The organism is Rhodoferax sp. RT5P35 (assembly GCF_056521385.1).
Map to the genome: position 1 here is coordinate 1 of NZ_JBWMAX010000014.1, position 25,671 is coordinate 25,671.

A 25,671-nucleotide genomic window follows, 5' to 3' on the forward strand; every position below is an offset into this window, starting at 1 on the left:
TGCCCAGGCCTTGCGCCCGGATCATCTCAACAACTTGCAGTTTGAAGCTCGCGTCAAAGACTCTTCGTTTCGATTTCGTCACTTTTACTACCCAGGTGATTTGCACCTATCTGTGTGTACGAATTCATTAGACTAGGACAGTGCAAGTCAAAAAATATTGCATACGGGACGAATTAACATGCAACCTAATTTGCGTATCGTTTAGCCCTTCTGTGCTTATTCCATAGGCGTAAGCAGCTCTTTTTTTAATAGCGCACCCCCCATGATCGCCTCCCTCCCCATGTACCTGTCCCACCCGGCAGGCAGTGCCGCGCTATGGCGCACCGTCGCCCAGTGTCTCCGCGTGGCTGGTTTGGCCGACGTACCTGCCGAGCTGCATATACCCACCAACGCCGACCTTACCGCCCACTGGCTGCGGCCCGACCTGCTGCTCAGCCAATGCTGCGGCTACCAGATGGTGGACGCGCTGGAGGGGCGGGTGCAGTTGGTGGGGGCGTTCCGCTACACGGCACCAGGCTGCGACGGCATCCATTACAGCAGCTACCTGGTGTGCCGTGCGGACGACCCGGGCAGCAGCCTGGCGGCTTTTCGCCACCGGGGGGCGGCCTACAACTCGACCGATTCGCAGTCGGGCTACCGCAGTCTGCGCGACATGGTGGCACCACTCGCGGTAGATGGGCAGTTCTTTGCGCGGGCCATCGCCTCGGGGGCGCACGTCGAATCGCTGGCCCTGGTGCGCAGCGGGCAGGCGGATATTGCGGCTATCGACTGCATCAGCTACGCGCAGTTCCAGCGCTTCCAGCCCGAGGCCGTGGAAGGCATCCGCATCCTGGGCCGCACCGCCAGTGCGCCGGGCACGCCGCTGATCACCGCCCTGGGCACCCCACCCGCGCTACTGGCCTGGCTGCGCACCAGCCTGCACCAGGCTATGGCCGACCCAGCCCTGGCCACCACGCGGGCAGAGCTGCTGATCGCCGGGTTTGAAGAAGTAGGCGCAGCCGCCTACGCGGGCATGAAGGACATGGACCGGCAGGCCTTGGCCCTGGGGCTGGCGCACTTATAAAAAAGCAGCAATGCGGGAATGCATGCGCCCGCTCAATGCCCTGCCGTCTTGGAAAACACGTTCACCACCACCACCCCGGCGATGATCAAGCCCATGCCCGCGATGGCGGGCAGGTCCAGGTTTTGGCCGAACCACCACCAGCTCACCAGCGAGATCAGCACGATGCCCGTGCCCGACCAGATGGCGTAGGCGATGCCGGTGGGCATGGTGCGCAGGGTGAGCGACAAAAACAAAAAGGCAATCGCGTAGCCCACCACCGTGACCATGCTGGGCCACAGCCGGGTGAAGCTGTCGGAGCTTTTGAGGAAGCTGGTGGCGACCACCTCGGCGACGATGGCGATGAAGAGGTAGGCGTAAGAGGCAGTCATAGGGATGCGGAGGCGCAAGTAACCCGCAGTCTTGACCCAATCGGCCCTGCCCGCCCGCACCGGTACGACGGCTTCTGGCCGGGGCGCGACATGCATGCTGGCAATTACTATATTTTTGATAGCTACTTGCGCTTATGGAATAAGCGCTGGGGGCTTTTTTGATATAAATCAGGGTCCAGCCCCAACCCCAACCCTCCCCCGGAAGGGGAGGGAGCAAGTTAATAAATACGGGCGCCGGTCTTGCGGTCGAATAGCAAGGCCAGCCGGGTCTGGAACCGGGCATCAAACGCCTGGCCCATGCGCAGGCCGCGGCCGTGCTCGGTTTTGATGACCATCAGGCTGCCGGATGCCGCGCGGGCGTAGGCAAAGGTTTCGCCGCCCAGGTGCTCCAGCATGTCGATGGTGAGCTGCAGGTGGCCGTCACCGTCCTCCCGGAAGTGTTCGGGGCGCACGCCTACCGTCACCTCGGCCCCGGTGGCGGGTGCCGGGCCGGTGAACGGGATGGACACGACTTTGCCGCCAAAACCAGGCAGCTCCACGTGGCACAGCGCGCCGTCCGCACCGCGCACTTGCCCATCGAGAAAATTCATCTTCGGCGAGCCGATGAAGCCCGCCACGAAGGTGTTGGCCGGGTTATCGTATACCTCCAGCGGCGCGCCCACCTGCTCGACCTGGCCTGCGCGCAGTACCACGATTTTGTCGGCCAGGGTCATGGCCTCAACCTGGTCGTGGGTGACGTAAATGATGGTGGAGCCCAGCTCGCGGTGCAGCCGGGCGATTTCGATGCGCATGTGCACGCGCAGCTCGGCATCCAGGTTGGACAGGGGTTCGTCGAACAAAAACACTTTGGGGTCGCGCACGATGGCGCGGCCAATCGCCACCCGCTGGCGCTGGCCGCCGGACAGGGCTTTGGGCTTGCGGTCCATCAGCGGGCCCAAGCCCAGCACCTTGGCGGCGGCATCTACCTTGGTGGCCACCTCGGTTTTGGAGGCCCCCGCAAAGCGCAGGGCAAAACCCATGTTCTCGCGCACCGTCATGTGCGGGTACAGCGCATACGACTGGAACACCATGGCGATGCCGCGCTTGGACGGGTCTACGTCGTTGACGCGCAGGCCGCCGATGTCCAGGTCGCCGCTGGTGATGTCTTCCAGGCCCGCCACCATGCGCAGCAGCGTGGACTTGCCGCAGCCGGACGGACCGACGAAGACGACGAATTCGCCTTTATTGATCTCCAGGTCCACGCCCCGGATCACGTCGGTATTGCCGAAGGATTTGGTGATTTGGGTGAGTTTGACGTCTGCCATTTTTTCCGCTCCTTACGCCGCTGTGAGCGTCAAAACTTGGCGGCCCAGCCGCCGGGTAGACACCACCACCTGGGTATCGACGTGTGCGCCGGTACTTTCCACCCAGAAGACCGCCACGCCGCCTTTGAACAGAACCAGCTCCGGCCCCAGCAGTTGGGCACCGCCGCTGACTTCCACCGCCACCACGTCGTCTAAAAACGGCAGCACGCGGCCACACTGGTCGAGGGCTCGCACAGTGAAGCGCACGGCATCTTTTTCACCTGCCAGCAGCGTGGTGCTGTCGGCCACCACCTCCAGCGTTGTGGGCAGCGGGTTGCCACTCAGGGTGACGTGGGCAACCGCCTGGCCGCCCACATAGCCGGTAATCGTGCAGTCCAGCCACTGCATGCCCCAGGCCCCCACCTCGGCCATGTCCACCTGGCGGCTGTCGATGGTGACGGGGGCGTACGGCAGGTGCGGATATTTAGCGCGGTCGGGCTCGGCGCGCTTCACGGGGAAGTCGCCAAATTGGAATTCGATGTAGTCGCAGTTGGTGAGCACCAGCAGGGGCAGCACTTCACAGCGGTCTTTCTCGCCGCGCGCCCAGTACGTCACGGGCTCCAGCACCACCTGCTGCTGGGGTGGGCACTGGCTGGCGTAGACGGCGGCGGCAAACTTGGGCGCGCGGAAGATGTCCATCACGCCGTGGTGGCAGATGCGGTCGCCCGCGCCAAAGTCTTTGTGGGTGTTGTAGTCAAACATGCACCAGCCTATGGCTCCGGCGATCTGCGGGTTGGCGTAGGCGGCGTTCAGCACCTCCAGGTGGCGGGTGGCGTGCTCGGCCTGGCGGTCCTCGGGGTCGATGCGCTTGGTGGGGTACATGTGGCCGTTGAACTCGGTCACCAGGTAGGGCACATCATGGGCCAGGCCGGTCACGTCGCGGGTTTGGCGCAGCGGTGCCGGGGTGCGACCGGGCAGCCAGTCGGCGGGGGCGATGTGGAAGAAGTCGTTCATGGTGTACACGTCTTCCAGCAGCTCGCTGTTTTCAATGCAGCGCACACCGCCGGTCTGGCGGGTGGTGTCCAGGGCGCGGGCCATGGCGTTGGTGCGGACAAAGAAGTCGTGGTCGTCGCGCGATTCGTTGATGCGAACGCCCCACAGAATAATGCTGGGGTGGTTCCAGTCGCGCTGCACCATGCGGCGCACGTTCTCCACCGACTCGTCTTGCCAGACTGCCCCGCCAATGTGCTGCCAGCCGGGGATTTCTTCAAACACCAGCAGGCCAATCTCGTCGCAGCGGTCCAGAAAATACGGCGACTGCGGGTAGTGCGAGGTGCGCGCCAGGTTGCAGTGCAGCTCGTTTTTGAGGATGTCGGCATCCAGCTCTTGGGCGCGGCGGCCCATCGCGTAGCCCACGTAGGGGTAGGACTGGTGGCGGTTCAGGCCGCGGATTTTGAGCAGCTTGCCGTTCAGGCGAAAGCCATCGCTGGCAAAACGCGCGGTGCGAAAGCCGAAGCGGGTGTCCAGCGCATCTTGGCCGTCAGGGGTGGCTATATGCAGGGCCATGCGGTAGAGCTGGGGCGAGTCAAGCTCCCACAGCGCCAAGCCCGCCAGGTTCTCGAACACCACGCGCACCGTTTCGCCGGTGAAGGCCACCGTCTGCTGCTGCAGCACCGTGCCGTCCAGCGTGCACAGCTCGGCCCGCGCCGTGCCTGCCAGCGCCACGCCACGCGGGTTGGCCAGGGTGCCGATCACCGTGGCTGTTTTGCCATCGCTGAGCTCCAAGGCGGTTTCCACCTTGAGGCGGGCAACGGATACCGCATCCGTCACCTTGAGCCACACGTCGCGGTAGATGCCGGCGTAGGTCAGGTAGTCAATCTGGCCGCCGAAGGGCGGGATGTCGGGGTTTTCGCTGCCGTCGATCTTGACGGTGACGAGGTTGTCGCCCTCTAGGAGTAACCCGGTCAGCCGCGCCTCGAAAGGCGTGTAGCCGTCGGCATGCTGCGCGACCTGCTGGCCGTTGACCCAGACTACCGTGTTGGCCATGGAGCCGTCGAACACCAGGGCGACCTCTTGCCGCTCGAAGGCGGGCTGCCAAGGTAGTTGGAGCTGGTAGCCAAACTCTTTCTGGAAAGACTTTTCGTCGAAGTAATTCATCTCCAGATCGACCGCGTTGTGCGGCAACCGAACCGTTTCGCCCGTCTTGGCATTCGCAATCAAGTCTTGCGAAAAATCGGCATGAAAAATCCAACCATCATTTATTTTTTGAACCGAACGCATATTTAAACCTTATTAATTATTAACTCTTGTGCAGACAGCACGCGCACCGTCCAGAAACACCGCAGAACTGGCTTTGCCAGGCTGCTGGTGTTGCCCCCCTGCAAGGGGGTTGGCGAAAGATGCGAAGCACTGCAGCCTGGGGGTGTGCCTATTTAACAGAGCCAAGCATGCCTTCAACGAATTGGCGTTGCATGGCAAAGAAAACGGCGAGTGTGGGAATGGTGGCCATAATCGTGGCAACCATGATCACGCCAAAATCGGGCGTATACGAAGAACCCAGAGACGATAAAACCAGGGTAATGGTTTTCAGCTCCACCGACTGCAGCACAATCAGCGGCCACAAGAAACTATTCCAGGTGGCCATAAACACAATAATGAAAGCCGCAGCATAGGTGGAGCGCATCACGGGCACGTAGACAAACAAGAATATTTGCCACTCTTTCAGGCCGTCGACCCGCGCTGCATCCCGCAACTCCGACGGAAACGCCTTGGTGTTTTGCCGAAAATAAAACACCATGTAGGCCGAGGCGACGGTGGGCAAGATCACCGCCATGTGGGTGTCCAGCATGTCGAACGATGCCAACAGAATAAACAGCGGAATCATCAACGTGGCAAATGGAATCATCATCGACACCAAAATACCCTGGTATAGCCGCTCGCGGATGGGCGATTTAAAAACCTCGAATCCATAACCGGCCAGGGACGATACCAACAGCGTCAGTACTGAACCCAGTACGGCGATTTTCCCGGAATTCCAGAATATCAACCCCACATCAAACAGGCTGGCGAATTTTTGGTAATTCGCCACCATCGCCGTACCAAATGTTAATTTCCCTTTGGTGATGTCGTGGCTCTCATTGGTGGCACTGATCACCATCCATAAGAACGGGAATATCGACAAAAATGCCATCACCCCCAAAAACAGGTAAATAAACGCCATGCGGATTTTTTCAATGGACATATGCATCACTCCTATTACTCCTTTTCCCGCGCTACGTAAAACTGGAAGAACGCCAATATCGCCACCAGCACCACAATCACGTACGACACCGTGGCCGCGTAGCCAAAGTTGGGCACAAACTTGAACGACAGGTTGTAGATGTACAGCGACAGGGTGAGCGTGCTGTCGGCCGGGCCGCCGTTGGTGATGTTCAAAGCCTCGTCAAACATCTGCAGGGTGCCGATGGTGGACGTGACGGTGGTGAACAAAATCACAGGTTTGAGCACCGGAATGGTGATCGACAAAAACCGGCGCGTGGCCGAGATGCCGTCGATGCGGGCGGCCTCGTAGATCGACTTGTCCACGTTCTGCATGGCTGCCAGGTAGAAGATCATGTTGTAGCCGGTCCAGCGCCAGGTAATGGCGGCAATCACCACCACCCGGGCCCAGAACGGGTCGGTCAGCCAGGGCACTGGCTGGTCGATCACCCCCACATACAGCAGCGTGGCGTTGACCAGGCCGTCGTAAGAAAACATGCTTTTGAACAGCACCGAATACGCCACCAGCGAAGTCACGCAGGGCAAGAATACGGCAGTACGCAGCAGCCCCCGAAAACGCAGGTTCGGCATGTTCAGGCATGAGGCCATCACCAGGGCCAGCATGATCATGATGGGCACTTGCACGACCAGAAAGATGAAGGTGTTGGTCAGCGCCCGCAGGAACATCGGGTCGCTGCTGAGGCGCTCGATGTTGCCCAGGCCGATGAACCGCACCATGGTGCCCTGCCCCGCGTGCAGCGACATCCACAGCGATTTACCAATCGGGTAGACCATGAAGGTGGCGATCAGCAGCAGCGCCGCCGACACAAAAACCCACCCGTTGATATTGAAAAAACTACGCCTGCTGGCTTGCGGCATAAAACACTCCGGTGGACAAAAGCGAAAGGGGCGGCCCGCTTGCCGCCCCTGTGGAACCCAAAGGCTTTATTACTTCACCTGGGCCGCGAGTTGTTGCTGGATCTTGTCCAGCAACTGGTCCACCGGGATGCCGTTGGCCAGAGCGGGCAACTGGGCCGACACGGCGGCATCGCCTTCGTAGGTGAACATGCCGTAGTTCACGCTGGGCACTTTTTCCAGCCAGTCGCTAAAGCGCAGCCATACCTGCGAACCGCCAAAGAACGGATCGGCCTCGCTGTATGCCTTGCCCGCACGGGAGGCCATCAGGGTGCCTACCGCGCCACGCGAGGTCAGTATGCTTTGGTAGAAGTCCACGTCCTTGGCGTAGATTTCGTTCAAGAAGTCCACCGCCATGGCCTTCTCTTTGCCACCCGACAGCACGTACCAGCTGGAGCCGCCCAGGTTGGACGCATGGGTGGCACCCGCCACATTCAGCTTCGGGGTAGGGGCCACGGCCCACAGGCCTGACTGGCTCTTCTCGGACTTCACTGCACCAGTGATCCACACGCCGGTGGTGATGCTGGCCACATCACCCTTGTTGACCGCACCCACGTACTCGGCCCAGTTGGTCACCGGCTTGACGATGCCCGACTTGAACAGCTTGCCCTGGGTTTCCAGCGCAGCCTTGAGGGCGGGGTTGCCCTTGATGTCGAGCTTGCCGTCTTTGTCGAAGTACCAGCGCCCGGCGGACTGCATCATCACGCGGATCAGGCCGTTGTCATTGGGGTCAATGCCGAGCATCTTCTTGCCGGTGGTGGCCATGACCTTGGTGCCAATCTCGATGTAGCGGTCCCAGGTGATGTTTTCCATGTCTTTCTCGGAGAAACCGGCCTTGGCCAGCAAATCCTTGCGGTAGTACATGCCAGTCACGCCCGAGTCGAACGGCAGGCCGTAGGTTTTGCCGTCTACCGTCATCAGGTCCACCTTGTACTTGGCAAACCCGGCGTAGTTGACCTTGCCCGTCATCGACTCGAACGAGCCAGGGAAGGAGCGCAGGTATTTTTGCGCGTTGTAGTCTTCTACCAGCACGATGTCGGGCAATGATTTGGTCACGCCCGAAGCCAGCGTGGTTTGCAGTTTTTGCTCCAGGTCGCTCTTGGACATGTCCACGATCTTGAACGTGGCATCCGGGTGCTTGGCGGTGTAGCGGGCGGCGGCATCCTTCATGATGGCGATGTTGAAGTTCGGGTCCCAGGCCCAAATGGTCACTTCTTTGGCCGATACCGCCGCAGCGGTCATCAGGCCCATGGAGGCCAAAGCCAAAGCGGCTGCTGCCTGTGCGGTGGTACGTTTCGCAAAATGCATGGTGTGTTCTTTCGTCTCTTTGGATGTTGCCGGGGTCTTGCGGGTGGCAACCGCAAAGACCCCAGATTCAGATGGCTGGCCGGGGCCGCTCACCTCCATTAATAATACAAATAAACACCCCAGAATCCACCAAGGGAATACCCTGAAGCCCAAAAACATCCAAAGCGCACCCACTAACGCGCAACAAGCATGGCACATGCGTGTATCAAGGCGTTTTATTCATCATATTTTTTAACTAAGGCCGCGCGCCGTAAATACGCACCGATATTTGCTACTAAATAAATAGCTACTAGCGAATGCAATGTATAGGCCAGAGGCCTATTTCATGTGCAAATCGAGCGCCCTGACTAAAGGTTGACCGTCACCCCAGGGATACCGTGGAACTGGCTCCGCCAGGCCACTGGTATCGCCCCCTGCAATGGGGTTGGCGAAGCGCAGCGCAGCCTGGGGGTGAGCAACAAGCTCAGGCGAAATCTCCAGCCTCGTCGGGCCGCGTCCATTCGATCGCGTCTTCCGAGCACAGCCGCACCTCGTCGGTAAAGCCAATCGCGTCGGCCACGCGGTGCGGGTACTGCTCCAGCATGCTGGGCGTGTCCAGGTCAAGTTCATGGGCCCGCCCACCCCAGGAGGCCAGGTACAGAATGCCAGCCAGGGTGTCGGCGGCCACGTCGTCCTGCGGGTTCGGGTGGTGCTGGATAGCATCCACAATTTCTTGCGGAAAGCGCCATTTGGTCGCGAATGCGGCACCTACATCGGCATAGGAGTAGCCCAATTCTGCTACCTGCCTGGCGTAACGGTTGCTGTCCTGGGCAAAGTGGGGCTGCATACAGGCTTGGTCGGGCATGGCCATCCTCATCACCAGATCGCCCACGCCATGCAGCAAACCAGCGGTGAACGCCAGCCCCGGGTCGAGCCGCATCGAAGCGGCCAGCGACTGGGCGATTTTGGCTACGTCCAGGCTGTGCCGCCAGAACTCGGGTAGGTTGACCCCCGGCACCGCACGAAAAGCCCCACCCACCGCCGCGGCGCTGACCAGTTGCTTGGTGGCTTTCAGGCCCAACAGCGGAACCGCGGCCTCAATGGTGCCAATGCGGCCGCCGCTGCCATAGCGGGCCGAGTTGAGCAGGCGCAGCACCCGCACCGTCAGCCCCACTTCGCCAGAAACCAAGTCCGTAATCTGGCGGATATTCGGCTCAGGCTTTTGAAATTCACCGAAAATCTGCGCCACCGCCACGGGCAGCGACGGGATCAAGGTGTCAGAGGCGGTCAGTTCTTCAAATTTCATAAGGCTGCTCTCGGTGGATTAGCGCAGAAAATAGCCTTGAATATAGTCCGTTTCTCCCCCCGTAAACCTAATTCCCACACCCCATATCCAAACGGCTTTACCCCGCCTTGACTTGAAACAAAGTGCGGGTTTGGGAACTGTGGACACTCACAAGGCTCGGTCTATGGCACTTTCCCGGAACACTTTTATGCACCACCCCTTTCTTCGCGCGCAGACCATACTGGCGGCCACAGCCCTGCTTTTCGCCAGCCACGCCGTCTGGGCCCAGACTCCGCACACCGTGTTTCTGGAGGACCTGACCTGGACCGAGCTGCGCGACCAGGTGCGCCAGGGCAAAACCACCATCCTGGTGCCCATCGGCGGTACCGAGCAAAGCGGGCCTTATGTGGCGCTGGGCAAGCACAACGCGCGGGTCAAAGTGCTGTCGCAGCGCATCGCCGAAGGCCTGGGCAACGCCCTAGTGGCCCCGGTGATCGCTTACGTGCCCGAGGGCGGCACGGCGCCCACCAGTTCCCACATGCGCTTCCCCGGCACCATCACCGTGCCCGTTGACGTGTTCCAAAAAACCCTGGAATCCGCCGCCAACAGCTTCAAGGTGCATGGTTTCCAAAATGTGGTGTTTCTGGGTGACCACGGCGGCTACCTGAAAGACGTGCAGCAGGTGGTGGCCCAATTGAACAAAAGCTGGGCCAACTCTGGTGCAAAGGCCATCCTGCCCGAGGTCTACTACCGCACCAGTTCCGACGGCTACGCCCAAATACTGCGCCAGCACGGCATCCGCGAGGACGAAATCGGCACCCACGCCGGCCTGGCCGACACCGCTTTGCTGATGGCCGTGGCACCGCATATGGTGCGCCAAGATGCACTGCGTAGCGGCCCCAAGCTAGGCCAGGCCGACGGCGTGTATGGCGGCGACCCGCACCGCGCCACGGCAGAACTGGGCCAGCTCGGTATAGATGCCATCGTCAGCCAAACCGTGCAAGCGCTTAAAGCCACCACGGCAACACGCTAGATTCACGTTATTTCTTTCACTGGCCCCCTACTCCATGCACAAACTTATCCCATTTGCCGCTTCCATTGCCACTTCTCTGGCCTTATGCCACAGCGCCTGGGCGGCCCCCATTTCCACTATTGCCACCGTGCCCGGCATGCCGCCAGTGGTCAATGCCAGCAACCTGTATAGCGAAGCCGGTGCAGGCCGTATCAGCCCCACTGCCGCCACCGCCCTGCCGCGCATTTACGTGCCCAATCTGCGCTCCAACGACGTGTACGTGATCGACCCCGCCACCATGAAGGTGGTGGACAAGTTTGCGGTGGGCCACAGCCCGCAGCACGTGGTGCCCGCCTGGGACCTGCAAACCCTGTGGGTGGCCAACAATGCCGAAGGCAAAAACAGCGGCAGCCTCACGCCTATCGACCCCAAAACCGGCAAGCCCGGCCAGGACGTGCCGGTGGACGACCCCTACAACATGTATTTCACCCCCGACGGCAAGCAGGCCATCGTGGTGGCTGAAGCCCATGCCCGGCTGGACTTTCGCGATGCCCACACCATGGCGCTGCAGTCCAGCCTGGAAGTGCCCGAGTGCAAGGGCATCAACCACGCCGACTTCGCCATCGACGGCCGCTACGCCCTGTTCACCTGCGAATTCGGCGGCAAGCTGGCCAAGATCGACATGGTCAACCGCAAGGTACTGGGCTACCTGCTGCTGGACAAAAAAGGCATGCCGCAAGACATCCGCATCGCACCCGACGGCAAGGTCTTCTATGTGGCCGACATGATGGCCGACGGCATCCACGTGGTGGACGGCGACAGCTTCACCAAGATCGGTCTGATCCCCACCGGCACCGGTGCCCACGGCCTGTACCCCAGCCGCGACGGCAGCAAGCTCTACATCTCCAACCGCGGCAGCAACATGGTGCACGGCCAGCGCAAAGGCAAAGGCAGCGTGTCGGTGCTCGACTTCGCCAGCCGCAAAGTGGTGGCCACCTGGCCCATCCCTGGCGGCGGCAGTCCCGACATGGGCAACGTCAGCGCCGATGGCAAAACCCTGTGGCTGTCGGGCCGGTTCGACGACGTGGTCTACGCCTTCGACACCACGACCGGTGCCGTCACATCCATCAAGGTCGGTGCCGAGCCGCACGGCCTGACCGTCTGGCCGCAGCCAGGCCGCTACTCGCTGGGGCATACCGGCAATATGCGCTAAAGCCTGTGGCGGGCGAAGCTTGGCAAAGCGGTGCTAGGCTGTACGAATGCACCTTGATTTCCCGCCCCTGGCCTTTGTAGACATTGAAACCACCGGCGGCAGCGCCGGACGTGACCGTATCACCGAAGTCGGCATCGTCGAAGTAGACGGCCCCCACGTGCGCCGCTGGAGCCAACTGATCCACCCCGGCACGCGCATCCCGGCCTTCATCCAGAAGCTCACCGGCATCGACGACACCATGGTGGCCGACCAGCCGCCGTTCGAGGCCGTGGCCGCCGAGATACTGGACAGGCTGCGCGGCAAGCTGTTTGTGGCCCACAACGCGCGCTTCGACTATGGCTTTTTGCGCGCCGAATTCAAGGCCTGCGGCATCGCCTGGCAGGCCCCCGTGCTGTGCACCGTGCAGCTCTCGCGCCGCCTGTTCCCTACCCAGGCGCGGCACAACCTCGACACCCTGATAGCCACCCACAGCCTGCAAATGCCCGCGCGCCACCGTGCCCTGGCCGATGCCGATGCGCTGGCCCAGTTCTGGCAAGTGCTGCACACCCGCTTCGATGCCGCCACGCTGCACGGGGCGGTCAACGCCTTGTCGGCCCGCCCCGCCGCGCCGCCGCAGCTGGATGCCGAGCACATCGACCGCCTGCCCGAAACCCCCGGCGTGTATGTGTTTTACAACGCACAGCGCCGCCCGCTGTACATCGGCAAAAGCAAAAACCTGCGCAGTCGTGTGCTGGCCCACTTCAGTGCGGCGCTGAGCAAACCCAAAGAAATGCGCCTGAGCCAACAGGTGGCCGACATCGACTGGCTGGAGACCGAGGGCGAGGTCGGCGCGCTGCTGCTCGAAGCCCAGTGGGTCAAAAGCAAGCAGCCCAGCATGAACGTGCAACTGCGCCGCCAGCACGATCTGCACGCCTGGCAGCTCGACGACACCAGCGCCCTATCCACAATGACAGTGGCCCCGATGGTGCCGCGTTTGGTCAACGGCCCGGACATCGCCCTGGGCGTGCAAGACAACCTGTTCGGCCCGTTCCGCTCGCGCCGCGAAGCCCTGCAGCTGCTGGAAACCCTGGCCACTACCCAGGGCCTGTGCCGGGGCGTTCTGGGCCTGGAAAAGTTGGCCCCCGGCCGCCCCTGCTTCGCCCACCAGATCCGCCAGTGCGCTGGGGCCTGCGTGGGCACCCAGCCCCTGGCCCAGCACAACCTGGCCCTGCTCACCGCCCTGGCCCGCCACAAAGTGCAGCGCTGGCCCCACCCCGGCCCCATCGGCCTGCGCGAAGGCCGCGACCTGCACGTGCTGCGCGACTGGCGCTACCTGGGTACCGCCAAAAGCGAAGAAGAAGTGGCCGAGCTGCTGGAGTCCTGCCAGACGGCGTTTGACTTCGACACCTACAAGATTCTGAGCAAAGCCCTGGCCAAGGCGCGGGCCGGGCAGGTCGTGCGGCTGGGCAGAAATTCCTAGTTTGATAGCACACTGTGTAGATTGAATATGCGCTAGCGGCCTATTTGGCACTAAATATTGGTGCTTTACGCCCTGGTGCAGTACATTGGCTTACATGTCCACCCCCCAACTCACCGAAGCCCTGCCCGACCTGGCCGCCTGGACCCGCTACTGCACCACGGCCGAGATCCCGGTGATGGCCGAGACCGCCCGCGCCCTGGAGGCCTTGCGCCCCCAGGAAGACGACGTGGACGCGGCCATGCTGGCCAAAATCATCCAGACCGATCCACTGATGACCATCAAGGTGATGGCCCATGTGGCCAGCCTGCGCCGCCCTGATGCGCACGCCATGGATTCCAGCAAAACCGAAACCATCACCGGGGCCTTGGTGATGCTGGGTATGGCCCCATTTTTCCGCCACTTTGGCCCACAGCCCACGGTAGAAGACCGGCTGGCAGACCAGCCGCAGGCGCTGGCCGCCGTGCAGGACCTGCTGCTGCGGGCCGAGCGCGCCCGCCTGTTTGCGCTGGGCTTTGCGGTGCACCGGGCGGATATGGATGTAGACGTGATCCTGCACGCCGCGTTTTTGCACGACTTTGCCGAGCTGCTGCTGTGGTGCCACGCGCCCACGCTGGCCCTGACCATCCACGCCGCGCAGCAGGCGGATCCGGCCCTGCGCAGCGCGGCCATCCAGCAAACCGTGCTGCACATCGAACTGGACGACCTGGCCCAGGAGCTGATGCGCCAATGGCGGCTGCCCGCCCTGCTGGTGCGCATCAGCGACACCCGCCACGCCGAACAGGCCAATGTGCTCAACGTGGTGCTGGCCGTGCGGGTAGCCCGCCACACCCTGCACGGCTGGGACAACCCGGCCCTGGCCGACGACGTGGAGGCGATCGCAGGGCTGCTGAACGCCACACCCCGCATCGCACTGGCCTATTTGCACAAAATTGTGGCCGACCTTTAGCGCGCCAACCCAGCCTGCACGGGCAGCGCCCCAAGCCCGCACGGGCGGCCCCATCTGCTGCTATAAACGGCGTAAAAAGCTAAGCCGCACCAGGGGACATCCTATTTACACGCTACCGCGCGACCACGTCGGCCATCCCCGTATCCAGGGTTTGGGGGCCACTTTGTTCGCAAACCGGCCGCCGCCATGGACACGCTGAACCACCTTCCCTGCCCAGTGCTGGTGACCAACCCCTTGGGCACCATCCAGGCCGCAAACCACAGTTTGTGCACACTGGTAGGCCGCACGGCGCAGCAACTGCAGCACTGCTCGATGGAAGATTTGCTGCCACGGCACAGCTGGCTTTTTTTGCAGACCCGGGTGTGGAACCTGCTGCGCAGCCAAGGCATGGCCAACGACCTGCACCTGCAGGTGCAAACCGCCGACCACCAAAGCATCCCGGTCACGGTGAACTGCCAGCGCGGTCTGCATGCGGGCGCAGACTGCTACTACTGGGTGTTTTTTATGGTGTCGCAAAGCCACCAGGTCGCGTCCGAACTGCTGGATGCGCGCCAGCATGCCGAGGCAGTGGCGCGCGAGCTGGCCGAGAGCGCACGCTTCGTCCAGACCATCACCGATGCCATGCCCAGCCAGGTGGCGTATTGGGACAAAGACCTGCGCTGCCACTTTGCCAACAAACCCTACCGGGAGTGGTTCAACATCCAGTCCGAAGATGCCATCGGCAGCAGCATGCTGGAGTTGCTGGGCGAGGCCATCTGCACACTGTACGCAAGCTACATACAAGCGGCACTGGCAGGCGTTCGCCAGCAGTTCGAGCGTAGCGTGGTCAAGGCCGATAGCAGCACCGTCTACACGCTGGTGCACTACATCCCCGACCTGAATGCGCAGGGCGATGTAGTGGGCTTTTTTGTGCTGGTCAACGATGTGACCTACCTCAAAACCACCGAGAGCGAACTCAAGCTGGCCGCCAGCGTCTTCAACAACACCATCAACGGCATCATGGTGACGGATGCCGAAGGCCTGATTTTGTCGGTCAACCCGGCCTTCAGCGCCATCACCGGCTACACCGCCGAGGAGGCGCTGGGATGCCAGTCCCAGATGCTGCGATCCCACCACCACGACACAGCTTTCTACACCGCCATTGCCCAGGCGCTGGCCGAGCGCGGGCACTGGGCCGGTGAGCTGTGGAACCGGCACAAAAACGGCCAGGCTTTTCTGGAATGGCAGAGCGTGACCACCATCCCCGGCTCGGCTGACACGCCCGACCGTTTTGTGTCGGTGTTCAACGACATCACCGAGCGTTGGCACAAAGACGAACGCATCCGCCACCTGGCCTTGCACGACCCCTTGACCGACCTGCCCAACCGCCAACTGCTGACCGAACGCTTGGGCCAGTTGATTACCCAAACCGTCCGCGAACCGCGCAAACTGGCCTTGCTGTTTCTGGACCTGGACCAGTTCAAGCACATCAACGACACGCTGGGCCATGACGTGGGAGACGAGCTGCTGGTGCACATCGCGCAGCGCCTGCTGGCCCTGGTGCGGCAAAACGACACCGTGGCCCGGCTGGGTGGCGACGAATTCATCATCCTGCTGGACAACCCGCTGAACCAGGAGGATGTGGCGCACATCGCTGCCCGCATCGTCGCCACCATCCATGCGCCGATGGTGCTGCGCGGCCACCCGGTGCAGGTGGGGGCCTCAGTGGGCATTGCCCTGCACCCCAGCGGTGGCAAAACGGCCGCGGAGCTGGTCCGCAACGCCGACAGCGCCATGTACGCCGCCAAGCACGCAGGCAAAAACACCTACCGCTTCTTCACCCCCGAAAGTTCAGGCTAACGCCACGCGAACGCCTCACCACCCTAACCGGGGCTGGGCAAAATGCGTAGCCAAAAAATCCACCAGCGCCCGCACCTTGGGCGACACGTGTTTGCGCGTGGGGTACACGGCGTAGATGCCCATCGTCAGCGAGCGGTACTGCGGCATCAGCTCCACCAACGTGCCCGAGTCCAGGTCGCCACCGACCAAAAACGTAGGCTGCAGGATGATGCCCTGGTGCGCCAGCGCGGCGGCGCGGCAGGTGTCGCCGCTGTTGGTGTGCATGCAGGGGCGGGTTTTGGCGCTGACCGGTCCAGCCGGGCCATCAAAGTGCCATTCGTCTTTGCTGGCCCAGTAGCGGTAGGCTGTCACCGCGTGGTCGGCCAGGTCTGCCGGGTGCTGGGGCGTACCGTACCGGGCCAGGTAGGAAGGCGACGCGCACAGCACCATGCGTGTGCTGGCCAGCCGCTTGCTGACCAGGGTGGAGCTGGGTAGGCTGGCAATGCGGATGGCCACGTCATAGCCCTCCTCCACCAGGTCCACCACCCGGTCAGACAAGGTGATGTCCAGCGCCACCTGCGGCTGCTGGCTGCGGAACACGCCCCACAGCGGGGCCAGGTGCAGGTTGCCGAAGGTCACCGGCGCGTTGATGCGCAGCAGGCCGCTGGCGGCAGCGCTGCGCGAGGTGGCTTCCATCTCGGCCTCCTCCACCCCGGCCAACAGCTCCTTGCTGCGTGCGTAGAAAACCTGGCCTTCTTCGGTAAGCGACAGGCGGCGTGTGGTGCGCTGCAGCAGGCGTACACCCAGCCGCGCCTCCAGCTCGCCCACGTAGCGCGACACGGCGGCCTTGGACAGACCCAGCGCCTCGGCAGCCTTGACGAAGCTGCCCGCATCCACCACGGCGCTGAAGGTTTGCATTTCCAGAAAACGGTCCATTGTGCCTCTCAGTGAAACAATTAATCTTATTTAATGCCGTTTATCTCTGATGGAACAGCTTATAAAGTAGCGGCTATGACATCCACACCCACCCTCGCTCCGGTCCTGTTCGTATCCCACGGTGCCCCCACGTTTGCCTTTGAGCCCGGCACACTTGGCCCTTTGCTAGCCACGCTGGGCCAGACGCTGCAAGGCATTACCGCTGTGCTGGTGGTGTCACCGCACTGGCAGACGCGCGGTGTGCAGGTGATGGCAAGCGCCGCACCCGAGACGGTGCACGACTTTGGCGGCTTTCCACAGGCCCTGTACACCTTGCGCTACCCCGCGCCCGGTGCCCCGGCCATCTCCGCCGAGGTGCAGCGCGTGCTGGCCGACGCGGGTTGGCCGGTGGCGCTGGACGCGCACCGCGGGTTGGACCACGGGGCCTGGGTGCCTCTGCGCCATCTGCTGCCTGCAGCCAATATCCCCGTGTTGCAAGTGTCGATGCCGCACGACCTGGACACCGCCGGAGCCCTGCGGCTGGGCCAGGCCCTGGCACCGCTGCGGGCGCAAGGCGTGCTGGTGCTGGCATCGGGCAGCATGACGCACAACCTGTACGAGTTCCGCCACGCCCACGCGGGGACCGCCGACTACGCGGTCGAATTTACCCACTGGATCCGCCAGGCCGTCACCGGCAACGCGGTGGACCAACTGGTGGACTACCGCCGCCTGGCCCCCCACGCTGCGCGCGCCCATCCCAGCGAAGAGCACTATTTGCCCCTGCTGGTAGCCATGGGCGCACGCAGCGACCTGGAAGCCCCCAGCGTGATCGCCGGTGGTATCACTCACGGCGTACTCTCGATGGAATCGTATGCCTGGGGTCTGCCCGCCACCCATTGACAGCAAGTTGCCGCTGGTGTGGGCCGAGCGCTCCGAGCTGCTGCTGGCCGCCCTGGGCGTGGCTACCCAAAGCTACCGCTACCCCATCGACCACGGCATCAGCGCGGCGATGCAGGCGGACTTTTTAGCCTGGCTGCATACCGCATTGTCAACCCTCTAAAACTATATATTTGATAGCTGCTTGTGCAGGTAGAACGGACGCCAGGTGCCGTTTTTCCCTTGGTCAATCGCTTGCGTTGATCCAGCGCACCAGGTCGTCGGCCAGCAGCGGTCGGCTGAACAAATAGCCTTGGCCTTTTTCACACTGCAAGGTGCGCACTACGGCGGCCTGGGCTTCGGTTTCAATACCTTCGGCCACCGTGCCCATGCCCAGGCTGTGGGCTACCCGCACCGTGGCCTCGATCAGCACGCGGTGGTGGTGGCTGGTGTCGGCCTGGCACACAAATGACCGGTCGATCTTGACGGTATCTACCGGCAGCAAATGCAAGCTGGCCAGCGAAGAATAGCCGGTGCCGAAATCGTCCAGCGCCAGTGTCAAGCCCAGCGCTTTGAGCGCGTGCAAGCAGGTTTGCACGGTTTCGTCTTGCGCGGCCAGGCTTTCGGTGACCTCCAGCTGCAGCTGCGCAGGGGCCATCCCAATGCTGCGCAGCAGCTCGGAAACAAACGCCACCCAGCCGGGCTGGGCCAGTTGAGCCCGCGACAGATTGACGGCCAGCAGGCGCGGTGCCCTGGCCCCCAGCAGGGTCTGCCACTGCACAAACTGGCGGCAGGCGGTGGCCAGCACAAAGTCGCCCAGCGCACAGATCAGACCGCAGTCTTCGGCCACGCCAATGAATTCAAACGGCGGCACCACGCCCCGCGTGGGGTGCTGCCAGCGCACCAATGCTTCAACGCCCGCGCAGCGGTCTACCGAGCCATCGGCCCGCTCAGGGCCCAGCAGGCCGACCACCGGCTGGTACACCACAAACAACTGCCCTTCGGCCAGCGCCAGGCGCAACTCGGCTTCGGTACCCGAGCGCTGCGCTGCGCGGGCATGCATGGCAGGCTCAAACACCACGTAGCGCCCGCCCCCGGCGCGCTTGGCTTCGACCATGGCAATGCTGGCGCATTGCAACACTGCATCGGCATCCCCATTGGCCTGGGCTCGCAGCACAATGCCTATGCTGACACTGCAGTGCAGCTGGTGGGCGCCAATGCCGTAAGGCTTGGCCAGCACATCGAGCAGGCGCTGCGCCACGATGTGCACATCGTCCGGCTGCTCCAGATCGTCCAGCACGACCGCAAACTCGTCTCCGCCAATACGCGCCGCCATGTATTCATCCCCATGGGGCTGGCCCATACGGCTGTGTGAACGCAAGTTGGTACGCAGACGGTCGGCCAGCATGGACAGCACCTCATCGCCAGCCGCGTGGCCCTGGGCATCGTTGATCTGCTTCAAGCGGTCGCAGTTCAAAAACAGCACGCCGAACGCATTGCCCGTATCCGCTGGCCCCCGTTGCATGGCCAGTTGCAAACGCTCCAACACCACCGCACGGTTGGGCATGCGGGTCAGGTTGTCCACCCGGGCGGCGGCGCTGAGTCGGCGGGCCAGACCTTGCTGTTCACGCTGCACTTCCAGCGTGGCATCGTTGATCACCGCCATCAGCCGGTTGGTGTCCAGCTTCAACAGGCTGAACGACAGCACCTGGGGAACGGCCTCGCCCCGCGTATCCGGCTGCAACGGGATGCGCACCGACTCGCACACCACACCGCTGGATGCCGCAAAACCCTCTACCAAGCCGCGCAAATGGGGCGCAACTTCGGACAGCGTGGCAAACAGATTGTCCAGGCTGCCATCGGGCGATACCGGCATCAGCAGTTGGGCACACATCGGGTTGGCCATCTCTATGCTGCCGTCCAGATTGGTCTGGGCCAGGCCAATCGGTGCCCGGTACAGAAACTGGATCAGCGCCTCGTAGGCTTCGGTGGCCGCGTACACATTCATACAGCCACCTCGGTGCCGATGCGGTTGCGCCCGGCAGCCTTGGCGGCATATAGGGCCCGGTCTGCCTGTTTCATCAGCGCATCCAAGCCGTCCACAGGATCGGCCAAGGTGGCTACACCACCGCTCAAGGTGTAACGAATGACGGCGCCATCCACCTGCACGGTTTGCGCCGCCACCGCCTCGCGCAGGCGGTTGGCTACCGCGGTCGCGGCCTCCAGGCTAGTCGACGGCAACAGCACGGCGAATTCTTCGCCGCCCACCCGAGCCACCACGTCCACCAGCCGGAAAGTCGCCGTCAACAGGGTGGCGAGTTGGCGCAGCACGGCATCCCCGGCCGGATGGCCGTAGCTGTCATTCACCTGCTTGAAAAAGTCTACGTCGAACAAAATCAACGAGGTCTGCCGCGGCGAGCGGCTGGCCCGCTCCAACTCAAGATTTGCCGCTTCAAAAAATGCCCGTCGGTTGGCGATGCCGGTCAGGTGGTCGCAGGCGGTGGCCTGGCGCAACCGCTCATTGGCCTCGCGCTTGTCGGAGATGTCGCGTATCACCAGGCAGTAGGCCGGTTCACCCGGGTGCGGCGCTAGTGCATTGGCGCTAACGGAGAGCTCGCTACGCTCACGCAGGGGCGCCACCATGGCGCTGCCCCAGAAGCGCTGGCCGTCGGCCTTGGTGCGCCAGCCGTCGTCCAGGCTCCAACCGTTATCGTCGGCCTCGCGAAGTCGGTCACGCAACCGGTCAGGCGTGATGGCCTCCACCGGGTAAAAAATCGAAAACGGTTGGCCCAACACGGCATCCGCGCTGAAACCGGTCACCCGGCCAATGCTGGCATTCCATTCCACCACACAGCCCTGGGCATCCAGGCTGACCAGGGCGTAGTCGGTAATACCGGTCAAGATGGCATTGAACCAGGCATCGTTTTGCTTGAGCTCGCGCTCGCGTTGGGCTTCGAGTGTCACATCCCTGATCACGGCCATCAGGCGCAGCGCGTCCAGCTTCAGCAGGGTGATGTCCAGCATTTGCGGATCTCTCTTGCCGGGTATGCCGGCATTCACCTGCATGCGCAATGCGTCACACACCTGGCCAGAGGGGGCCATAAAGTCATTCACCAGCTTACGCAGTTCGGGCGCTACCGGCTCCAGTGCGGTGAAAAGATTGGCCAGGTCGCCATCGCGCGACAGCGGCATCAGCAATCGGGCGGACAGCGGGTTGATCATCACGATCTCGCCGGTCAGCGTGGTCTGCGCCAGCCCCACGGGTGCAAGGTACAGGAACTGAAGCAAAGCTTCATATTCACTGGCGGTATCCATTTCGGTATTGGACATCTAGCGGCACCGATTCACCAACACATAGCGCATTGCCTGCCCGGGCTGGGCCAACAACCGCAGTGCCACCTTCACAGGCCGCATGCGCAGGGTCAGCACGTAGTCAATGGTCGCATCCAGTGCTTTACCCTGTGCGGCGGCATCGTCAAAACGCTGCGCCACCATAAAGTTGTTCATACAAGGGGCCACGACTGCAAACAAGGGTTGGCCTATCACGCGCTCGGGCGACAAACCGGCTGCCTTGGATTCAAATGCGTTGTACGTGGTGACCACGGTCTCTGCGTTAAAACCGATAACACCGAAATCCAGGGCATCCAGCTCCACCGAGCCCATTGCTGCCAAGCGCGCGACTATGTCAGCATCGTCAAAAAATAATGGTTTTAATGCAATCAAGTCAAGCACTCCCAGATACTAGTAGAAAATGATTCCTTTATACCTGAGGCAGGCTTCGCCAACACGGTCTTTTCAGAATGCCCCTGATCCCGTTTGAAAACACATGCTTAAATTTGAAAACCCATGCGTAAATTCAATAGCACTCCAAAAAGAGAGAGAGTCAGCGACTGCAAGGGTGACTGCAGGCATCCCGAATACGCCGGCCTTCGCAGACACTTTGCTGTTGCTGTGGGAATGGATGCCACACCTGGGGTTTAACGCGATCCGTTGGACGGTTTAAGCGGCTAAGGCCTCGGGCAGCAGCAAAGCGATACGTTCACGCAGTGCGTTGGCGCGCTCTGGCCCCGCCGCACTTTCCACTTCGGCCAGTATCGTGTGGCTGACATCCAGCATGGAAGCGCGGTCGCGGGCGTTGCGCAGGGCTTCGCGCAAGGATTCGGCCAGGGCAGGCGCTCGCCGGGCGAACATGCGCTCGCAGATGTCAAACAAAAACATCCGGGTCGTGGCCATGGAGCGCTTGCCGTCAAACGGGTCGGCCGCCACCGGCGCAGCCACCGCCGGTGGGTGCGTGAGGTAGCCGTCCCGCAGCAACTGCAGCACCAGCTGCTCGCCCTCGTGCCCCAGGTAGGCACCTATTTCGTGCGCCGTCTTGCGCCCGTCGGCCAGCAGCAGCAAGGCCCGTTCACGCTGGCCCAGGCTGCGCTGCCCGGGTTGCAGTTCGGCGCGCGCTTTGTCGGTTTTGGTAAGCCCCATGGTCGCCTGTAAAAAGCAAAACACCATTCTTGCAACAATTTGTTACGCGCACATGACGTACGGCAGCCCTTCGATCTGGCAGGCGGTGTCAGGCTTGGCCCACCAGCGCTTCGAACTCTGCGATCGGCAAGGGGCGGCTCATCAAATACCCTTGGTAAGTATGGCAACCATGGCGTGCCAGAAAGACGCGTTGGGCCTCCAACTCCACCCCCTCGGCGATCACCGCCAAACCCAGGCTTTCTGCCAGAGCGATGACCATTTTGGCGATGGCGGCGTCGTTGGGGTCGATCAGGATGTCTCGGATAAAGCCTTGGTCGATCTTCAGTTGGTCCAAAGGCAGGCGCTTCAGGTACGTTAGCGACGAATAGCCGGTACCAAAGTCGTCCAGCGAAAAGCCCACGCCATGGGACTTCAGGAGCGCCATCTTGGTGATGGTTTTTTCCACATCCACCACCAACACGCTTTCTGTCAGTTCCAGCTTGAGCCGCGATGGGTTGATGCCTGTGCGGCCCACCACGGCCAGCACTTGGTCGACAAAGTTGTCTTGCTGCATTTGTTTGACGCTGACGTTCACGGCCATCGAAAAATGGGCCCGGGCCGGGGCGGCCGCCCAGACCGCCAACTGGGCACACGCCGTCTCCAGCACCCACTGGCCCAGCGGCAAGATCAGGCCGGTTTCTTCGGCCAAGGGAATGAAGTCAGCCGGCGGCACGGTGCCACGCTGCGGATGCAGCCAACGCACCAGCGCCTCCGCACCGGTGATGTAGCCCTCGCCCATCACCTGGGGTTGGTAATACAGCCGGAACTGCTGTTGCACCAAGGCCTCGCGCAAATCAGACTCTAAAACCGCACGCTCGCTTACGGCCGACTGCATCGCTGCGTCGAAAAAGCGCAGGGTGTTGCGGCCGGATGTTTTAGCCTGGTACATGGCCAGATCGGCCTGTTTGAGCAGTTCTTCGATCGAATTCTGCTGCCCCTCGAACAATGCGATGCCGATGCTGGGGGTGCTACGCAGTTCATGGCCCGCCAGCAAGTACGGAAGGTTCAGCGCACTGAAAATCTTTGCGACCACCGCCTTGCAGCGCGCTGCAACCTCGTCCGGATAGTCGCCCAGGCATTCCAGAATCACCACAAACTCATCACCCCCCAAACGGGCTACCGTATCGCCTTCACGTACACAGTGGATCAGGCGTTGCGCAACCTGCTGCAACAGCAAGTCGCCCATATCGTGGCCCAGGGTGTCGTTGAGTGTCTTGAAGTGGTCCAGATCAATGAACAGCAAGGCCCCAGACCGCCCGCTGCGGGAGCTGGCCACCAGTGCCTGTTTCAGCCGGTCCCGCAAAAGACGGCGGTTGGGTAGTGCGGTCAAAGGGTCATAGAAAGCCAGGCTGTTGATCTCATCCTCGCTGGCCTTGCGCTGGGTGAAGTCTTCAATCACCCAAATACTGCCGGCTTGCGGCAACAACGGGTCCAGGCTGCGTTGGCGCAACTGTGCCCAAAAAAGACTGCCATCCCGGCGCTTCAAAAAGAGCATATCTTCGTAGGGACCGTCCTCAGCGGCCAACGGCTCCCGCGCCTGCGCTTGCGCTTGCAGCGGCGCAGCCGACGGATACAGCACGCTGGTGTGTTGTCCGCACAAATCCCCTTCGTGGTAGCCAAAGATATTTTCCGCATGCCGGTTGGCGATCTGGATTGTGCCGTTGCGCACAAAGACCACGCCCACCTGCACATTGCTCAAGATCACTTGCTGTTCGGCGAAAGAGGTTTTCAGATCACTGCGCATTTGGTCCATCTGGCGCGCCAGGCGGCCAATCTCGTCGGGCCGGTCCCAACCCACCGCCTGGTCAAAATTACCGCCCGCCAGGCGATTGGAAAACAAAGCCAGGTTGTGCAAAGGCCGCAGCACGCGCACATGCAAGGCAACCAATACGAAAGCCAGTGAAAGTACAAACTGGCCTAGCAAAATGAAGGCGTAGGCCTTGCGATCCTGCGCCAGCTCATGCTGTTTCAAACCGTCGTCCACCTCGATTTCGACGTACCCAACCACGTCGCCACTGGCCGCGGAATCGCCATTTAAAACCAGTTCACGGCGTACGATTTTTGACTTGCCCAGTCGGCGCTCGGGCCGCTCAATATCCAGTATGGCCGCCCTATTGGCATCGCTGACGGTAATGCGGACCACCTGCGGATCGAGCAACGCCGACTGGCCAATGATGGCGATACTGCTGGTGCTGTAATTCCACACAGGAGCCGCCAGGCTGGTCGATAAAAGAGACGCTTTTTCGTCCAGGTAGGTGACCAGCTCCTTGTTGATTTGCGCCTGGCGCACATACGTCAGCGTCATCACGCCGATCAGGGCCGGCACAGACAGGCCTGCAGCCATGGCAACCGCCATGCCCATGCTCAGGCTACGCAGCCTTCCGCTAACGGCGGGTAACGCCACCTACAGCCTCGACAATGGGATACACAACAGGGCAGATCATGCACCGAAGGATATCAACAATGGCTGCACATCATGGTTTGAATTGCGGCACTTTTATAGTTTGCACGCGTCACCATATTGGTGTCGGTGAACAATGTCTTGCTCTTGCTGGCGACATGCTGCACAGCATCCACGGCCGCTTTAATGCTCAGGTAACCCATCTGGCGTGGGTTTTGGATCACCAGCCCGTCAATCTCCTGTTGCTCCAGGCCGGTGATCAAAAAATCCGTGGCATCAAAGCCGATAAACCGCAGCTTCTTGGACCGGCCCGCCTCGCGCAAGGCCCGCAGCATGCCGTCGCTGGCCGACTCGTTCACTGCAAAAACACCGTCGAGCTGAGGATGTTCCGCCAACAGCTTGGCCGCGCTGTGCCGGGCCATACCGGCTGAGCCGCCACCGTAGACATCAGCTACCACCGAAATGCCGGGTGCATAGGCCTTTATGTAGGCCAGAAACCCACGCGCCCGGTCGTCCGTGGACGCGCTGCCCTCGACCGTTCTTAAAACCACCACACGCCCTGTTTTGTTGAGCAAACCTGCCAGCGTTTTGGCCGCCAATTGGCCACCGGCTTCGTTATCGGAGGTCACAAAGTTGGTGTGGTAATTGCCGTCCAACCCGGAATCCACCGAAATCACGGGGATGCCCCGTTCCACGGCTTTTTTGACCGGCTCCACCAGGCGCGTGCGGTCTGTGGGGGCGATCACGATGGCATCCACCCCGGCCTTGGTGTAGAGCTGTACGATTTTGACCTGTGCCTCAATGTCGTCGTTGTGCGCGGGCCCGCGCCATGTGAGCTTGATACGCGGGTCTTCCTGCACGGCCCGGTCCACGCCTGCACGCATCAACTCCCAAAAAACCTGGTCACTGGATTTGGGAATGAAAACGATGTGGATGGCATCTGGTGCCGCCTGCGCCACGTGCGCGAATGGCAGGCCCACCACCAGACAGATACACACCGACCAGAAGGCTTTTCCCGTGCACATTCGCATAGCTGGACCTTTGCGCCGTTGATCGA

At 61.9% G+C, this 25,671-nt stretch carries 22 protein-coding genes; 8 read left to right on the forward strand and 14 right to left on the reverse strand.

The genetic code is table 11. From position 1 onward, the window contains the following. The first annotated feature begins 262 nt into the window (after positions 1–262). Positions 263–1,063: a phosphate/phosphite/phosphonate ABC transporter substrate-binding protein gene (locus tag AC097L_RS19245; RefSeq protein WP_479588329.1), complete on the forward strand. Its 801-nt coding sequence runs from the start codon at positions 263–265 to the stop codon at positions 1,061–1,063. Positions 1,064–1,095: 32 nt separating this feature from the next. On the opposite strand, the gene AC097L_RS19250 is transcribed toward AC097L_RS19245, so the two are convergent. The 7 genes from AC097L_RS19250 to AC097L_RS19280 all read right to left on the reverse strand — a co-directional run bounded on the left by AC097L_RS19250 (position 1,096) and on the right by AC097L_RS19280 (position 9,480). Continuing rightward, the gene (locus tag AC097L_RS19250) at positions 1,096–1,431 is read right to left on the reverse strand and encodes an SMR family transporter (RefSeq protein WP_479588330.1); all 336 of its coding nucleotides are present in this window, start codon (positions 1,429–1,431) and stop codon (positions 1,096–1,098) included. A 218-nt stretch (positions 1,432–1,649) separates the two neighbouring features. Next, positions 1,650–2,735 carry an ABC transporter ATP-binding protein gene (locus AC097L_RS19255; RefSeq protein WP_479588331.1) on the reverse strand — a complete coding sequence of 362 codons (1,086 nt, stop codon included), beginning with the start codon at positions 2,733–2,735 and terminating at the stop codon, positions 1,650–1,652. Positions 2,736–2,747: 12 nt separating this feature from the next. Next, positions 2,748–4,994: a glycoside hydrolase family 2 protein gene (locus AC097L_RS19260; RefSeq protein ID WP_479588332.1), complete on the reverse strand. Its 2,247-nt coding sequence runs from the start codon at positions 4,992–4,994 to the stop codon at positions 2,748–2,750. A gap of 148 nt (positions 4,995–5,142) precedes the next feature. Next, the gene (locus tag AC097L_RS19265; RefSeq protein WP_479588333.1) at positions 5,143–5,955 is read right to left on the reverse strand and encodes a carbohydrate ABC transporter permease; all 813 of its coding nucleotides are present in this window, start codon (positions 5,953–5,955) and stop codon (positions 5,143–5,145) included. 14 nt (positions 5,956–5,969) lie between these two features. Then, complete coding sequence (locus tag AC097L_RS19270) at positions 5,970–6,851, reverse strand: carbohydrate ABC transporter permease (protein ID WP_479588334.1); 882 nt, start codon at positions 6,849–6,851, stop codon at positions 5,970–5,972. A gap of 69 nt (positions 6,852–6,920) precedes the next feature. Continuing rightward, a complete protein-coding gene (locus AC097L_RS19275; protein ID WP_479588335.1) occupies positions 6,921–8,195 on the reverse strand; it encodes an ABC transporter substrate-binding protein in 1,275 nt (424 codons plus the stop codon). A 463-nt stretch (positions 8,196–8,658) separates the two neighbouring features. After that, positions 8,659–9,480, reverse strand: coding sequence for an HDOD domain-containing protein (locus AC097L_RS19280; RefSeq protein WP_479588336.1), 822 nt, complete (start codon positions 9,478–9,480; stop codon positions 8,659–8,661). Positions 9,481–9,667: 187 nt separating this feature from the next. On the opposite strand from AC097L_RS19280, the gene AC097L_RS19285 reads away from it, so the two are divergent. From AC097L_RS19285 to AC097L_RS19305, 5 genes are all read left to right on the forward strand, one after another. Then, a complete protein-coding gene (locus AC097L_RS19285) occupies positions 9,668–10,492 on the forward strand; it encodes a creatininase family protein (protein ID WP_479588337.1) in 825 nt (274 codons plus the stop codon). A 34-nt stretch (positions 10,493–10,526) separates the two neighbouring features. Next, on the forward strand, positions 10,527–11,684 hold the full coding sequence (locus tag AC097L_RS19290; RefSeq protein WP_479588338.1) for a YncE family protein: 1,158 nt from the start codon (positions 10,527–10,529) through the stop codon (positions 11,682–11,684). 46 nt (positions 11,685–11,730) lie between these two features. Continuing rightward, positions 11,731–13,143, forward strand: a complete 1,413-nt coding sequence (locus tag AC097L_RS19295) for an exonuclease domain-containing protein (protein ID WP_479588339.1) — start codon at positions 11,731–11,733, stop codon at positions 13,141–13,143. A 94-nt stretch (positions 13,144–13,237) separates the two neighbouring features. After that, positions 13,238–14,089, forward strand: a complete 852-nt coding sequence (locus AC097L_RS19300) for an HDOD domain-containing protein (protein ID WP_479588340.1) — start codon at positions 13,238–13,240, stop codon at positions 14,087–14,089. Between the two features lie 186 nt (positions 14,090–14,275). Further along, positions 14,276–15,928, forward strand: coding sequence for a sensor domain-containing protein (locus tag AC097L_RS19305; protein ID WP_479588341.1), 1,653 nt, complete (start codon positions 14,276–14,278; stop codon positions 15,926–15,928). 15 nt (positions 15,929–15,943) lie between these two features. Here the strand turns inward: AC097L_RS19305 and AC097L_RS19310 are convergent, their stop codons facing one another. Further along, on the reverse strand, positions 15,944–16,843 hold the full coding sequence (locus tag AC097L_RS19310; protein WP_479588342.1) for a LysR family transcriptional regulator: 900 nt from the start codon (positions 16,841–16,843) through the stop codon (positions 15,944–15,946). Between the two features lie 75 nt (positions 16,844–16,918). Here AC097L_RS19310 and AC097L_RS19315 point away from each other — a divergent pair, with 75 nt between their 5' ends. Both AC097L_RS19315 and AC097L_RS19320 read left to right on the forward strand, forming a co-directional pair. Next, the gene (locus AC097L_RS19315; RefSeq protein WP_479588343.1) at positions 16,919–17,722 is read left to right on the forward strand and encodes a DODA-type extradiol aromatic ring-opening family dioxygenase; all 804 of its coding nucleotides are present in this window, start codon (positions 16,919–16,921) and stop codon (positions 17,720–17,722) included. After that, positions 17,694–17,882, forward strand: coding sequence for a hypothetical protein (locus AC097L_RS19320; RefSeq protein WP_479588344.1), 189 nt, complete (start codon positions 17,694–17,696; stop codon positions 17,880–17,882). The genes AC097L_RS19315 and AC097L_RS19320 overlap by 29 nt, the downstream gene beginning before the upstream one ends. A gap of 63 nt (positions 17,883–17,945) precedes the next feature. Here the strand turns inward: AC097L_RS19320 and AC097L_RS19325 are convergent, their stop codons facing one another. From AC097L_RS19325 to AC097L_RS19350, 6 genes are all read right to left on the reverse strand, one after another. Continuing rightward, entirely contained in the window at positions 17,946–19,706 is a 1,761-nt protein-coding gene (locus tag AC097L_RS19325; protein WP_479588345.1) for a putative bifunctional diguanylate cyclase/phosphodiesterase, read from the reverse strand. Continuing rightward, positions 19,703–21,028, reverse strand: coding sequence for a sensor domain-containing diguanylate cyclase (locus tag AC097L_RS19330; RefSeq protein WP_479588346.1), 1,326 nt, complete (start codon positions 21,026–21,028; stop codon positions 19,703–19,705). The genes AC097L_RS19325 and AC097L_RS19330 overlap by 4 nt, the downstream gene beginning before the upstream one ends. Beyond that, entirely contained in the window at positions 21,029–21,361 is a 333-nt protein-coding gene (locus tag AC097L_RS19335) for a PAS domain-containing protein (protein ID WP_479588447.1), read from the reverse strand. A 336-nt stretch (positions 21,362–21,697) separates the two neighbouring features. Further along, entirely contained in the window at positions 21,698–22,174 is a 477-nt protein-coding gene (locus tag AC097L_RS19340) for a hypothetical protein (RefSeq protein ID WP_479588347.1), read from the reverse strand. 88 nt (positions 22,175–22,262) lie between these two features. After that, entirely contained in the window at positions 22,263–24,569 is a 2,307-nt protein-coding gene (locus AC097L_RS19345; protein WP_479588348.1) for a putative bifunctional diguanylate cyclase/phosphodiesterase, read from the reverse strand. 101 nt (positions 24,570–24,670) lie between these two features. After that, positions 24,671–25,639, reverse strand: a complete 969-nt coding sequence (locus AC097L_RS19350; RefSeq protein WP_479588349.1) for an ABC transporter substrate-binding protein — start codon at positions 25,637–25,639, stop codon at positions 24,671–24,673. Positions 25,640–25,671: the final 32 nt, after the last annotated feature.

Excerpts from the sequence above, each read along its gene's own strand:
- AC097L_RS19245 (WP_479588329.1), top strand. The coding sequence starts at position 263 with ATGATCGCCTCCCTCCCCATGTACCTGTCCCACCCGGCAGGCAGTGCC.
- AC097L_RS19250 (WP_479588330.1), bottom strand. The coding sequence starts at position 1,431 with ATGACTGCCTCTTACGCCTACCTCTTCATCGCCATCGTCGCCGAGGTG.
- AC097L_RS19255 (WP_479588331.1), bottom strand. The coding sequence starts at position 2,735 with ATGGCAGACGTCAAACTCACCCAAATCACCAAATCCTTCGGCAATACC.
- AC097L_RS19260 (WP_479588332.1), bottom strand. The coding sequence starts at position 4,994 with ATGCGTTCGGTTCAAAAAATAAATGATGGTTGGATTTTTCATGCCGAT.
- AC097L_RS19265 (WP_479588333.1), bottom strand. The coding sequence starts at position 5,955 with ATGTCCATTGAAAAAATCCGCATGGCGTTTATTTACCTGTTTTTGGGG.
- AC097L_RS19270 (WP_479588334.1), bottom strand. The coding sequence starts at position 6,851 with ATGCCGCAAGCCAGCAGGCGTAGTTTTTTCAATATCAACGGGTGGGTT.
- AC097L_RS19275 (WP_479588335.1), bottom strand. The coding sequence starts at position 8,195 with ATGCATTTTGCGAAACGTACCACCGCACAGGCAGCAGCCGCTTTGGCT.
- AC097L_RS19280 (WP_479588336.1), bottom strand. The coding sequence starts at position 9,480 with ATGAAATTTGAAGAACTGACCGCCTCTGACACCTTGATCCCGTCGCTG.
- AC097L_RS19285 (WP_479588337.1), top strand. The coding sequence starts at position 9,668 with ATGCACCACCCCTTTCTTCGCGCGCAGACCATACTGGCGGCCACAGCC.
- AC097L_RS19290 (WP_479588338.1), top strand. The coding sequence starts at position 10,527 with ATGCACAAACTTATCCCATTTGCCGCTTCCATTGCCACTTCTCTGGCC.
- AC097L_RS19295 (WP_479588339.1), top strand. The coding sequence starts at position 11,731 with ATGCACCTTGATTTCCCGCCCCTGGCCTTTGTAGACATTGAAACCACC.
- AC097L_RS19300 (WP_479588340.1), top strand. The coding sequence starts at position 13,238 with ATGTCCACCCCCCAACTCACCGAAGCCCTGCCCGACCTGGCCGCCTGG.
- AC097L_RS19305 (WP_479588341.1), top strand. The coding sequence starts at position 14,276 with ATGGACACGCTGAACCACCTTCCCTGCCCAGTGCTGGTGACCAACCCC.
- AC097L_RS19310 (WP_479588342.1), bottom strand. The coding sequence starts at position 16,843 with ATGGACCGTTTTCTGGAAATGCAAACCTTCAGCGCCGTGGTGGATGCG.
- AC097L_RS19315 (WP_479588343.1), top strand. The coding sequence starts at position 16,919 with ATGACATCCACACCCACCCTCGCTCCGGTCCTGTTCGTATCCCACGGT.
- AC097L_RS19320 (WP_479588344.1), top strand. The coding sequence starts at position 17,694 with ATGCCTGGGGTCTGCCCGCCACCCATTGACAGCAAGTTGCCGCTGGTG.
- AC097L_RS19325 (WP_479588345.1), bottom strand. The coding sequence starts at position 19,706 with ATGAATGTGTACGCGGCCACCGAAGCCTACGAGGCGCTGATCCAGTTT.
- AC097L_RS19330 (WP_479588346.1), bottom strand. The coding sequence starts at position 21,028 with ATGTCCAATACCGAAATGGATACCGCCAGTGAATATGAAGCTTTGCTT.
- AC097L_RS19335 (WP_479588447.1), bottom strand. The coding sequence starts at position 21,361 with ATGGGCTCGGTGGAGCTGGATGCCCTGGATTTCGGTGTTATCGGTTTT.
- AC097L_RS19340 (WP_479588347.1), bottom strand. The coding sequence starts at position 22,174 with ATGGGGCTTACCAAAACCGACAAAGCGCGCGCCGAACTGCAACCCGGG.
- AC097L_RS19345 (WP_479588348.1), bottom strand. The coding sequence starts at position 24,569 with ATGGCGGTTGCCATGGCTGCAGGCCTGTCTGTGCCGGCCCTGATCGGC.
- AC097L_RS19350 (WP_479588349.1), bottom strand. The coding sequence starts at position 25,639 with ATGTGCACGGGAAAAGCCTTCTGGTCGGTGTGTATCTGTCTGGTGGTG.